Here is a 13977-nt window from a genome sequence, read left to right on the forward strand (position 1 = left end):
AATTAATATACGAAAAAAATATAGTGAAAAGTGCCCAATTCCCCCAATGTACGATTTGATAATCGTCGAGTAATATTTATTTATATTTAAGTGTTTAGAAAATTTTCAATACTTAAATTACTAAAAATAGAAAAGCAATTTGCTTATCAGGGGGGAAACTAATGAACATCAAGAAAAGATGGATTAAAGGCGTATCATCTTTATCACTTTTCGGACTTATTATGTCAAACATGTCATATGTAAAAGCCGAGGATTTAGCGCAACAATTACCGATCATTACAGATGACAAAGATCCCAATCAAGGTATTTTAGTAACGAATAGTGAAAACAATCTAAATACACTGAACTTGACGGAAGATATGATCACGGCTCTTAAAGAAAAAGGTAAAAAAGCATTAGACGCTGAACATACAAAGGCTCAGAAAGACTTATTTAAGAATAAAGAAACAATTGATGTTGATACACATAAACCAGATGATTTAGTATCAGTAATCGTTCAGTTAAAAGGTCAAACAGCTTCTGAGATGACAAGTGGTATTGGTGTCAGCCAAATGTCTATAAGTACTGCAACAAGTCTAGTACAAAAAGATATTCAATCAACTAAGAATGAAATTATGAGCTCATTATCAATTAGTAAAGTGAAGAGTGATAATGGCCTTAATTTTAAACAAGAATATACAAATGTTTTTAAAGGTTTTAGTATTGATAATATTAAGTACGGAGATATCGATACAATTAAATCATTGTCAAATGTTAAAGCAGTTACTTTACAAAATAAATACTACCCAGCAGTTAACCAACAACATGAATTAACAGGTATTAAAAATGTTTGGAACGGTTCAGCAGTTGGACAACCTTCTGGATATAAAGGGGAAGGAATGGTTGTTGCAATCGTTGACACAGGTGTTGACTATACGCATGAAGCATTCCCTGATCCAAAAGATATGAGTAAAGCTCGAATTAAAACGGGCAAATTCAAACGTGATGATGGAACGACTTCGCATAAAGTTGTTGATGGATACGACTGGGCGGATCAAGATAGCGATGTAATCCCACACGTAGAGCTACCGGATAGTAATACAAGTTCACACGGTGTGCACGTTGCAGGTATTGCAGCAGGTTCTGGACCAGTCATTCAAGGAGTTGCACCGGAAGCACAAATTATCGCAGAAAAAGTATTTTCGGATTACTCACCAGGTGCATTTACTGAAGATATTATTAAGGGGATTGACCATGCAGCGTCATTAGGTGCAGATGTAATTAACATGAGCCTTGGTTCATCTTCCTCATTTGACACAAGGGACCCTAATGATCCAATGGGAATTGCCATTCGAAATGCTACTGATGAAGGCCATGTTGTAGTAGTTGCAGCTGGTAATGCATCAAATGCATATGCAGATCGTGTAGGTGGAATGGGTCAATCAATAAAGATTGGTCAAACACCTGATTTAAATAAAATCGGAAATCCTGGAGTATATCCAGATTCATTTACAGTTGCGGCAGCTAACAATATCGTATCAAATCATAAGTATACATTTACATCAAATGATGCTCTAACATCTGGTGGAACAGTAGGCTCATTTACTGGCGATGGTCTTGATGATTGGCACTGGAATAATGACGCAAGCAAGGAATATAAGTTAGTTTCATTAGGCAAAAATACCGATGGAACGCCAAAAGTTGGTCAGCCATCTGATTACAGTGGATTAGACGTAACAGGAAAAATTGTTTTAATTCAACGCGGTACGATTAACATGACTGATAAAGTAGTCAATGCTCAAAAAGCTGGAGCTGCAGGTGTAATTATTTACAATGCACCAGGTAAAGCGCCATTAGATAATCCAATTGGTTTTGGATTAATTCCATTTACATTTATCAGTAATGATGCTGGAGTCAAACTAGAAGATGCATATTCTAAGTTAAACACCGTTATTGGACCTGGACCTGGACCTGGTATTGGAGGACTTGCGGTCGTTGCGCCGAAGCCTCTTACGCTTAAAATTACAAACGAAAAAATAGGCTCAGCATTTAGTGAGTCAAATCCAGGTGAGCCAACAGACTTTACATCTTGGGGAACTACAAGTGATTTATTATTAAAACCAGAAATCATGGCACCTGGTCATGCAATTTATTCATCTGTTCGTGTAACAGCAGATAAACACGATACGTATGAAAACGAAGATGGTACGTCAATGGCAGCTCCATATGTAACGGGAGCGGTTGCAGATGTGATGCAAGGGTTAATTGCAAAAGGATTCCAACCAGGAACAAGAGCATTTGCACAATTAACAAAAAATCTAATTATGAACACAGCAATTCCAGCAAAAAGAGACTATATAAACGATAACAATCCAGCAGATCGTCAGGATTATATGACAGAATACCAACCAAGAAGACAAGGTGCTGGTATGATTCGACCTGATTTAGCTCTGAAATCGCCGGTTGTTGTAACAAATAAAGATGGTACAGGAAGTGTTAGCTTAAGAGAGATTGGCGACACGACTACTTTTACGATTACTGCACAAAATCTTACTGACAAAGCAGTAACGTACAAATTGAACGGTACTGTTATGACAGATGTCTTAAAAGATAGTAAAAAAGCGAATTCGGATAATATTCGTAGTCGTTATTTAGATGATGCAAAATTAACGTTTGATGAAAATGAAATTACAATTCCAGCAAATACAGTTAAACGAGTTAATGTAACAGTATCACTTGCGGATACAACTACTAAAAATACGTTTATTGAAGGATATGTCTATTTAACGCCAACTGATCAAGCACTTCCAACATTAAACGTTCCTTATAATGGATTTTATGGTAAATGGGATGAGCCAAATGTAATCGATACAAAAGATACAAATGTTTGGACAGCATCTACAAATGGAACTCAACTGGCACTCCAAACACCTGCAGGTATTTTTGGATATGAAACATTATTTGGTCCACCAAGAACTCCTGGAGAACTGGCTCTAGGCGATAAATATTATGTAGTTAATGGTAATCTGCTACCGATACCAATCGTTGCTTTACTTCGAAATGCACGTAATTTAAAAGTGGATGTTGTAGATAAAGATCATAATCTTATCACACATCTAGCAAATAATGACTGGGTTAAAAAGACAGATCCATATTCTGGAGGAACTCCTGGACAAGTGGCTTCGGAAGTATGGCCATTTTGGAATGAAGCTGTAGAAGTTCCAGATGGACAATATTATTTTGCGCTAACTGCGACAGCAGATGCGCCGAATGCAAAACCACAAAAAACAGTTTATATCCCAATGTATAAGGATACAACTGCACCAAAAATGAATATAACTCGTTCAGCAGATTATGACGAAAAAACGCATCCGGAAACAACAGATTCAAATAGCTATACTGTACGTTGGAAAATGGATGATGGCGATGCAGGAAATGTTGATGGTAATGTATTCATGGCCTTAAACGGTTCAGAGCAAGATGGCTATCAACAAAATGTAAAACAAAGTGCAGATGGAACATATGAATTAACAGTAAACGGTTTAGTAGAAGGATTAAACGTAATTCATGTTGCACCGGTGGATAAAATCGGTAATATGGGTGACGCTCATACAATTATTGTGAGAAAAACAAGTAAGCATGTATGGATTGATACAACATCAGCAACTTTAAATGACAATATTCCGAGTATGAAATGGGAAGCAAACGTTAAACCGGGTGACAGCTATAGTTTAGGTTTCAAAGCTGTAGGAGCTACAGACAGTGTTAAAAAGATCCAAGCAGTCATCTTAAAGAATTATTATGATAATAGTACGATTGTTGGGGACCCAATTGATATTGACATGGCGCAAAGTGTTACACAAACGCCATACTTCAGCAATTATAGTGAATATTCAATTAAAGGAAATGTTACAATTCCATCGACATTACCTAAAGGAGCTTATGCAGTTAAGTTTTTACTAATGGCAGAAGGCGAAAAATGGAATGATCCAGGTGTACCAGCGATCGGAATTGAGACATATGTTGATACTGATGCTCCTACAATTACTTCATTGAATACTACTTCAATGAGAGCGGTTGTGAAAAACGATGGTGATCCTGTAGCGCTAATGCTAAATGCTTCTGTGAAAGATGCAGTTTCGAATTCGAGAGGGTATAAAGTAGAGTATTCTGTTGATGGCGGTGCTCCAAAATCAATGGGAGCGTATTCAACTTATAGTACAACATCGACTCAAACGTTTAGATATCCAGTTGTATTACCAAATGCAAGTGGTCAACATGATATTAAAATTATTGCGACAGACACGTTAGGAAATAAAAGCGAATATCCATTAACAGTAAATGTTGCAGCGACTAAAGTTACTGTAAATTACACGCTAAATGGACAAAGTAAGACACAAGACATCGCGATTCAAAAGATTGCTAGTTCAAATATAGCTCCAACTATTACATTAGTAGATAGTTTCAGCTCTAAATCAAAAATTTATGATTCTAATTATGTGTTCAATACTGAAGGTAATGACCCATCGTTAATGGGCTATATTCAAACACCAAACGGTAATCTGAATAGTACCGATACTGCACTTGCTCCTATTTTAATAGGTGGTAATTCGCAAAATAGAGCACAAGTGTTTTATACAAAGACGGGAATCCCGAGTTGGAATATACCAGCTGATAGTTATACTTTCTCAGGACTAGCAACAGGATACAATGATATTGGAGCATATCCTCAAGGAGATAGTGATATCCCAGTTACGATGGTCGATTGCTTAGGTAATGAAACACCTATTAAAGTAAAGCTACACAAAAATGCATATATTCCAAAGGTTAAGCTTAATGATGCGATTATTGACAACAATAACAATCAAACGGCAACATTCTTCACGTATGATTCAAACTTTACGGTAAAAGGAACAATTACTGGTGTTCAAGATCGTTTCTTTGCTACTTGGACTGATTGGCAGCGTGTAGGAGATGGGTTTAATGCTAACAAAAATTTATTTGATCCTACTTCAGACTGGGGTAAATCACCAACTACTTCTGCTGGTGAAATCTATCCAGGGTACGAAAATGATCCAGGAGTAAAATCTTTTAGCTTTAATACAGGTGAACTAAAACCTGGACCTAACTATTTTGAAATTGATGGTGGCAGTATCGTTGGAAGCAATCCAGCTAAAACTTTAGGAGGTACTCATCCACTTGTTAAAAACGTGGTAGTGTATCGTCTTGGTACGGCAGAAGGAGCAGATTTACCATTAGCAACAATTGCAGCTAATGCCTTAACATGGGATAAAATCAATGGAGAAAACAAGGATCAATCATTAATCTTAACGAATTTAGCATTACCTAATTATGATGATGCGAATCATTCGGTAATTAGCTGGAGTAGTAGTAATCCAGCAGTAATCAGAAATGATGGAACTGTTATTAGAACAACTGAAGATACTAATGTAACACTGACTGCAACAGTATTGGTTGGTGGCGCAAGTATAGTAAAAACATTTGACGTAACAGTTGCCGCTAAAGAAGTTAATGATGAAATTGCAGCGAATGAAGATGCATCAAATATCACTTGGGATGTTATTCGTGGTGATAACACAGATTTAAACAACCTAACAGATGCACTATCACTTCCAACATTCGGTTCAAATGGCTCAAGAATCGTTTGGACTTCAGATGATCAAAAGCATGTGACAAATAAAGGAAACGTGTATAAACCATTATTTGACGAAGATGATGCACATGTTGAACTAGTAGCAAAAATTACAAGAAACACATCTACAGTGTATAAAACGTTTAATGTAACAGTCTTAAAAGATACAGCTAATAAAGAAAGAACGCTTGTATTAAGAGCATTTCATGAAGTTCAAGTTGGAGATTTACTTGGTGAAAATAAGGTAGTAACTGATATTACGAAAGACTTAAATTTACCAACAACTTATGGTAATGATGGAGTAACAATCACATGGCAATCTAGTGACCCAAGCGTAATAGCTCCTGATGGAAAAGTGACTAGACCAGCAAAGAATACAGATGTTACTTTAACTGCGATTTACCGTTTAGGTAATGCTTCTATAGCAAACCAATTTGGTTTCGTGGTAAGAAGTGAGGATTCGGACAATTCAGCAATTGTACAAGCAGCAAAAGCTTCACTTGTATGGAATCTAATCAAGAAAGAAAATACAGATTCAAATGCTGTTACAACAAATCTAAACTTACCTACAAACGGTAGCCAAGATACAACGATTACATGGTCTTCAAGTGAACCATCAGTAATTAAAGAGGATGGAACAGTAACTCGTCCTACTTACGAAGCTGGAGACAAGACAGTAACTTTAACGGCGACGATTTCAAAAGGTAGCGACAAAACAACAAAAGAATTTACGATTAACGTATTAAAACAAGAAGATCATACAGCTCCTACATCAGTAGTAATTAATCCAATTGGAGATAATGACGAAGTATTAACTGGTAAAACAGAAGCAAATGCGACTGTCATTGTAAAAATTGGTAATGAGGAAATTGGAACAGGAAAGGCAGATTCAAACGGATCATATCAAATTCAAGTAGGTAAACAAAAAGCTGGTACAGTTCTTTCGGTTACTGCTAAAGATTTAGCAGGAAATGAAAGTGATGCTTTCAATACAACTGTATTAGACAAAACAGCACCTAGCGTGGTTGTTAATCCGATTGGAGATAATGACGTAGCATTAACTGGTAAAACAGAAGCAAATGCAACAATCATTGTAAAAATTGGTAATAATGTAGTTGGATCAGGAAAGGCAGATTCAAACGGATCATATCAAATTCAAGTAGGTAAACAAAAAGCTGGTACAGTTCTTTCGGTTTCTGCTAAAGATTCAGCAGGAAATGAGAGTAATGCTTTCGATACGATTGTATTAGACAAAACAGCACCTAGCGTTCCGGTTATTAACCCAATTGGGGATAATGACGTAGCATTAACTGGTAAAACAGAAGCAAATGCAACAATTACAGTCCAAATTGGAAGTAATGTAATCGGCTCAGGAAAGGCTGATTCGAACGGAAATTATCAAATTCAAGTAGGTAAACTAAAAGCAGGCACAATTCTAACTGTAACTGCTAAAGATCAAGCAGGTAACGAGAGCGGAGCTTCTAATACAATTGTACTAGACAAAACAGCACCTACTTCGCCAGTTATTAACCCGATTAATGATAAAGACGAAACTTTAACTGGTAAAACAGAAGCAAATACAACAATTACTGTTAAAAATGGAAGTAACGTAATCGGTTCAGGAAAAGCAGATTCAATCGGAGCGTTTAAAATTACGATAAGTAAACAAAAAGCAGGTACAGTTCTATCTGTAACAGCAAAAGATCAAGCAGGAAACGAGAGTGTTGCTTCTAAAACAACAGTATTAGATCGCACAGCTCCAAAGGCACCATCTATTACTAGCGTATCTGTAAGCTCAAAAACAGGTATTCAAATAAATGGTAAAGCAGAAGCAAATGCGACGATTGTTATTTCAATCGGATCAAAAGTTGTATCGAATGTAAAAGTTTCAAGTTATGGGACATTTGCTGCAAAATTACCTAAACAAAAAGCAGGTAAAATCTCAACTACCTTACATGCGGTTGATAAAGCAGGCAATAAGAGTGGTAAGGTAGTACGTCAAGTAACTGTTAAGTAAGTAAAATTACAAAAAGGGTGTTTAGAAAAAAGTATAAACACCCTTTTTGTAAAATGAATTAGATCAACTTTTTTCAAAAACTAAACTTTCCCTTAAAAATAAAAAGACAAGAATACAATTTTAGTATTCTTGTCTTATTTTTTTATTTTAGTTGTATTTATATATAAGAGTAATAAAAAAAGTCCTAAAAACGTTATTATTTCTTCTAAAAAATGAGTGATGAATCTATTAAAAAGAGATAATTAATTCTTAAATTTAAGAATTTACGATTAATTGCGCTATTTCCATTGCTTGCTCATTTAAATCCATTTTAGAATAATAGTTAAATAATTCCTTCTTAGAGCGCTCCATTAAAAATGAAAATCCACTTTTCATAAACATAGGTAACGCTCTGTTGTTTAAATAATGATAGTATTCCTTTTCTTTCGACTTTAAGAAATAAAGTAAAAGCTTAAATAAATGGATATATAAAGTGTAACTATGCTTTTTTGCTGTAGAAAGGCCGGTCTCTGCTTGTTGAATTAGTTCTTCCACGTTAGATGCAGCATCTTCAAAGGAACTTCGAATATAGCCTTCTAAAGAAAGTAAATATGATGAACATTCTGAATCTTTCAGATGCATAGATTGCTTATAGTATTTACTAGCTTCTTTATAATTTTTACCTCTGTAATATTCATATGCTAAATTATGCAAAACCTTTGCTTTTCGATCAGGTGAATTACATAACTCACAGCTTCTAATCAAATTTTTAAACCGAATAATAATCTCTTCATCCAAAGTCTCACCTTGTACTTGAATAATCATTAACATTTCAGCGTCAATCACTCGAAGATAGTTATTGATTTGTTTAAAAAATTGATGAGATTTTTCAGCATAATAATAGGTTAATACAGGTGCTTTTAATGTATGATAAGCAACTGCTAAATGGTAGTAATATTCAGGATTTTTATAATTTGTATTATCGATCGACTTTAGAATTTGGATTACTTTAACATATTCTTGTTTTGCTAAATAATAAATTCCTAAAATATGCTTTAATAAATTGCTTTCATATTGTGCTAACTTGGCTTCTTTTTTTTGAATCTTTTTGATGATTTTATAAGCTTCATTGATCTTATTATGAGTTAGATAATATTTAGCTCTTAGTAACTGATACATGTCGTGGTACTCTGAAATTTGAATTAATTCTTCCATTTCAAATTCATAATTTATTTGATCCATCTCTTCAAATAATTGCATGATGATTACATCGTGCCAATGAAGTAGACGTTGTTTGATATTCATAAAATTAGCTACTTCAAATTCCATATTAATGCCTAGTCTTTTAGATAATAAATTAACAATTTCAGGCGCGTATTTTGTCTGTGCACACTCTATTTTACTTATATGGGTAACGGAGCAAATATCTTTTCCAAGCTGTTCTTGCGTTAGTTTGTACTTTTCTCTATAAAACTTGATGATTTTTCCTTCATACATAACTAATTCCACCTCCCATTTCAGGTTTTCAAATATAGTAGTTGATACTAAAATTCTACATTTATCAACAAAAATAGTATATTTAGAATACCGGTATAGGCTGTGAAGTAATACTTAAAGATATGTTAAGGAAAAATAAAATTTGGATAAGTTTATTGAGAAATTATGGATGTTTGTTTATTCGTTTTTCAGTAACAGTAATGAATGTTTTTGGATAATATTGTATGTCTAATCGGACAATTTGAATGAATCATTAAAAACTGTAGGCAATTTTTACATACAGATTTTAATGATTTTTTTTTATAAATACACCAAATCGAAAATTATCTATACGAACTACTGCAATCTGTTACCAATTCTGAAGAGTAATGATAATTGCTTAGCAAGAAAATGAGGTGTATAAGGCATGTCATTTCTTAACCAAGATACAATCGTACCGATTAGAGCGGAAGAGCCGTACCAGATAATAATATCTCTTTGAATATCCATCTTAACGTGTAATGAATCAATTTCTCTTCGTTTTGTTATTGTTTCAGTAATGATATTTAATAATTGCTGAGTAAAGATTGGTGTTTGAGTTGAAGCAAGAACAACTTTATAGAACTTAGCATTCTCAGCTATATGTTCAAGTAAATTTAAGAGGCTTAACGAATCGATTTCTTCTATCGATTTATGATTGATTTCTGATCTCCCCAAAATTTGCTCGATCTCCTCACCCATTTCCTGAGCCATTTTTTCCAACATATCTTGAATATCACGATAATGCAGATAAAATGTTACTCGATTAACTGTTGCTCGTTCAGCTATGCGGTTAACTGTTATTTTGCTCATTTCCATTTCCTCAAGCAAATCGATAAAAGCGTCCTTAATTAATTGGCGTGTACGAGTAATTCGAGGATCCACTCGTTTTTTTGTACCTTCTTTCAAATTAAATCACCTTTCTCAATAAAATTTACAATTATTTCAGATGTGTTTATTATGTTCGAAATTAACTACAGAACCAAAAAGAGTGATAACTACAATACATTTCTAGAAATATTGTCGGTTGTAAGAATTAGCTATCTAATTATAATGTAATTTATATCATGTTAATTATTAAACACTTTGTAAATTATGTCCATGATAAAGAGAGAAAGGATTGATGGGGGATTGAGTAAAAATTCTGTAACAGATACAAATTCGATAAAAAAAGGACCTATTATGTTTATTTTGATTTTAGGTGCCTTCCTTGCAACATTAAATCAAACGCTTATGAGTGTTGCCATTCCTGAGCTAATGGTTGATTTTCATATCAAGGCAGCAACAGCACAATGGTTAACAACAGGATACATGCTTGTAAATGGTGTATTAATTCCGATTACTGCGTATTTAATGCAGCGATTTACAACACGCGAACTTTTTCAAGCTTCAATGGTTATATTTTTAGCGGGAACGATTGTTTCTGCAATTGCGACAGATTTTCCAATTTTGTTAACTGGACGCTTAATTCAGGCAGCGGGTGCTGGAATTATTATGCCACTACTTACAAATGTTATTTTGACACTTTTCCCTCCAGAAAAACGTGGAGGAGCAATGGGGATGGTTGGGCTTGCGATTATTTTCGCTCCAGCAATAGGTCCTACACTTGCAGGGTACGTTATGGAAAATTACAAATGGGAAACGATGTTTTACGGAATGATTCCATTTGCGGTTATTGTAATCGTACTAGGATTTATTTATTTACGTAACGTATCAGATCGAATCATCACTAAATTTGATACTCTTAGTGTTACTTTATCTACTATTGGATTTGGGGCATTACTTTATGGTTTCAGCCGTGCTGGAACATTAGGTTGGTCAGATTCAGAAGTAATCAGCACGGTTGTTGCTGGGGTTGTTGCATTAGTGCTATTTGCATGGAGACAAATAATCTCACAAAATCCTTTACTTGATTTACGTGCATTCAAATTTAATGTGTTCTCATTAACGACAGTTATTAATATCGCAGTAACAATGGTTATGTATGCTGATATGATGCTACTTCCACTTTATCTACAGAATGCTCGTGGCTACACACCAGTAGAGTCTGGACTTCTTCTACTACCAGGTGCCCTGGTAATGGGCTTTTTGATGCCAGTTACCGGAAAGCTATTCGATCGGGTTGGTGCAAAGTGGTTAGCTATTATTGGAATGATCATTACGATTGCTACAACCCTTGGCTTTACAAACTTAACTGACTCAACTAGCTACACTTATCTAGTTCTTATGTCTACGGGACGCCGAATCGGTATGGCTTTAATGATGATGCCGATCCAGACAGCTGGTTTAAATCAATTGCCAAAAGAATTAAATGCACATGGAACAGCAATAACAAATACAATTCGTCAAGTTGCCGGGGCTGTTGGTACTTCACTTCTTGTTACAGTAATGACAGACCGTACTAAAACTCATATGTTGGATTTAATTCCTACAGCAGCTACAAAAGGCTTAACGCAAGCTCAGTTAATTAAAGAGGCTTCAATTCAAGGAATTAACGATGCTTATTTTGTAATCGTCGGAATTGGTATCATCGGCTTACTACTTTCCTTCTTTATAAAGAAAGGGAGGCAAATAGCTTCTGAAGAGACGACAACTCATTTAAAAAAGGTAACAGTAAAAGCCTAAGTACAATACAGACTAATTGGAGGAATTGATATGAGACTTCAAACTAAAGTAGCGGTAGTAACTGGAGCTGGTTCAGGAATGGGGAAAGCCGTTGCTGTCCTATATGCAAACGAAGGTGCACAAGTAGTCGCGTCAGATATTAATATAGAAGCAGCAAATGTTACAGTAGAAGAAATAAGATCAAATGGCGGAAATGCCATCGCTGTTATGGCAAATGTTGCTCACGAAAATGATATTCAAAACTTAATTGATACTGCTGTAAATACTTATGGTACAGTGGACATTCTAGTTAATAATGCAGGAATTATGGATAATTTTGAACCTGCAGGCGATATTGAAGATGACAAATGGGAAAGAATTTTTGCTGTAAATACTACGAGTGTAATGCGTGCAACTCGAAAAATCTTACCGATTTTCTTAGAGAAACAAAGTGGAGTTATTGTTAATGTAGCTTCGGCAGGAGGACTTCAAGGAGCTAGAGCAGGAGCGGCTTATACAGCTTCTAAGCATGCAGTTGTTGGTTTCACTAAAAATACTGGATTCATGTACGCAACGAATGGAATCCGTTGCAACGCGATTGCCCCAGGTGGAGTTGAAACAAATATTGGTTCTTCAATGACAAATATTAATCAATTTGGTATGAAACGTATTCAAGTAGGCTTAGGAGTAAATCCACGTGTAGGTAAACCAGAAGAAATTGCAGCCATTGCTCTATTTCTTGCTTCTGATGAATCGAGCTTTGTGAATGGAACTGTTATTACTGGGGATGCAGGTTGGACTGCTTTCTAACTTTGAGAAAAATATAATGAAAGTAAAAGGCCGTCTGATATTTTAGACGGTTTTTTATTTTAGTGAAATATATTTTGAATTAATAACGGAGTTATTAGGGGGGCTTGAAAATATCTCTTTATTGTGACAGAAATATGAAAAATAAAGGAAGTACACAAAATATTCAGATTAAAAGCACTTGTTGGTTAGATTTAGATGTTAAATTAAAAATATATTAATATTTTATTGGCTTCAGCAATGTTATTGAAACTAATACTAAATTAATTTACCGATTAAATTTCAAAGAAGGAGTGTTAAGTATGAAAAAGAAAATTATTTGTGTTATTTGTTTGGCTCTTCCAATTTTCGCAACATCTGTAGAATCAGCTTCAGCGACACAAAAGTATGAAGGGAAACTCACTGGTTATTTAGAAACTAAAAATTCATTTAATACTTCTAAAGGATGGTTACATGTAAAACATGAACAATATAGTGCAGCGGGTAAAACGATTAAAATAACACCATTAAAGAAAAGTATAGTAGGGTTATACATCCCAGTATATAGTGCTTCACAAACACTTCGTGGAAATACTTCAGTAACATATCAAGAAGGGGTAGGCAATGGTCAGTATAAACTTTCATTTGAAGTTATTAAAGGCGAGGATAAATCGTATGTAGGTGTTAAAGGCCAATTTTGGTAAGGGAAATTGGCCTATATGAAAATAAAACTAAATAATCTATTTATATTACTACTATCTACATTATTTGTATTTTTTGTAATGAGAGCATTTCTTGGAGAATTTCTTTCAAGGCTTATTCCCTATGCAAATGCCTTTTTTGGATATAGTCTATTTTTAAGTATAGTATTAATTGTTAATACGATCATAAATATGATTTTGTACTATACAAAAAATAAGAAATTCTATATTAGTAAATTTGGTTTCGGAGCATTTACACTTACTTATATAGTATTTTTGGTTTCTGTTCTTTTTTCAAGAAACTCACTGGGAAATCATTATAGAAACAATTATATACCTTTTAAAACTATATTAGGGTATTTAGGCGGTAAAGCTGACTTTATTTATATCTTTTCGAATATCGTGGGGAATATTGTAATTTTTATTCCTCTAGGATGTATAGTTTATTATTACTTTTATAGAAAGATGAAAGTTTCTATTTGTATTTTAGTTTCAATATTATTAGTAATACTTATAGAATTTTTACAAAAAAAATATGTTGTAGGAAGTTTCGATATTGATGATATACTATTAAACTCACTTGGGATTTATTTAGGTATAAAAATATTAGTAGGAGAAGGTAACAAAATATCTAAAAACCTTCTTGAAAAATCAGATTAGGACAGTATATAAAATTAAGTGTAGATGGACCAACTCCACCAATAATTCGTTGGTGGCTTTTTTTGGGAGAAGAGTTATAAAAA

7 protein-coding genes are annotated in these 13977 nt (G+C 34.3%); 5 read left to right on the forward strand and 2 right to left on the reverse strand.

All coding sequences use genetic code 11. The features are described 5' to 3' along the window. Positions 1-161 precede the first annotated feature (161 nt). Positions 162-7649 (forward strand): Ig-like domain-containing protein, encoded by a 7488-nt coding sequence (locus tag EP747_RS11010; RefSeq protein ID WP_129689905.1) that lies wholly within the window; start codon positions 162-164, stop codon positions 7647-7649. Between the two features lie 255 nt (positions 7650-7904). On the opposite strand, the gene EP747_RS11015 is transcribed toward EP747_RS11010, so the two are convergent. After that, positions 7905-9125 carry a helix-turn-helix domain-containing protein gene (locus EP747_RS11015; protein ID WP_129689906.1) on the reverse strand — a complete coding sequence of 407 codons (1221 nt, stop codon included), beginning with the start codon at positions 9123-9125 and terminating at the stop codon, positions 7905-7907. A gap of 336 nt (positions 9126-9461) precedes the next feature. Then, the gene (locus EP747_RS11020; RefSeq protein WP_235832817.1) at positions 9462-10052 is read right to left on the reverse strand and encodes a TetR/AcrR family transcriptional regulator; all 591 of its coding nucleotides are present in this window, start codon (positions 10050-10052) and stop codon (positions 9462-9464) included. 192 nt (positions 10053-10244) lie between these two features. Here EP747_RS11020 and EP747_RS11025 point away from each other — a divergent pair, with 192 nt between their 5' ends. The 4 genes from EP747_RS11025 to EP747_RS11040 all read left to right on the forward strand — a co-directional run bounded on the left by EP747_RS11025 (position 10245) and on the right by EP747_RS11040 (position 13894). Further along, entirely contained in the window at positions 10245-11768 is a 1524-nt protein-coding gene (locus EP747_RS11025) for a DHA2 family efflux MFS transporter permease subunit (protein ID WP_129689907.1), read from the forward strand. Positions 11769-11798: 30 nt separating this feature from the next. Further along, positions 11799-12557 (forward strand): SDR family oxidoreductase, encoded by a 759-nt coding sequence (locus EP747_RS11030; RefSeq protein ID WP_129689908.1) that lies wholly within the window; start codon positions 11799-11801, stop codon positions 12555-12557. Between the two features lie 299 nt (positions 12558-12856). After that, positions 12857-13237, forward strand: a complete 381-nt coding sequence (locus EP747_RS11035; RefSeq protein ID WP_129689909.1) for a hypothetical protein — start codon at positions 12857-12859, stop codon at positions 13235-13237. A 15-nt stretch (positions 13238-13252) separates the two neighbouring features. Continuing rightward, positions 13253-13894, forward strand: a complete 642-nt coding sequence (locus EP747_RS11040) for a VanZ family protein (protein ID WP_129689910.1) — start codon at positions 13253-13255, stop codon at positions 13892-13894. Positions 13895-13977: the final 83 nt, after the last annotated feature.

Origin of the sequence: Gottfriedia acidiceleris (genome assembly GCF_004138285.1) — a bacterium.
GTDB classification, from domain to species: domain Bacteria; phylum Bacillota; class Bacilli; order Bacillales; family Bacillaceae_G; genus Gottfriedia; species Gottfriedia acidiceleris_A.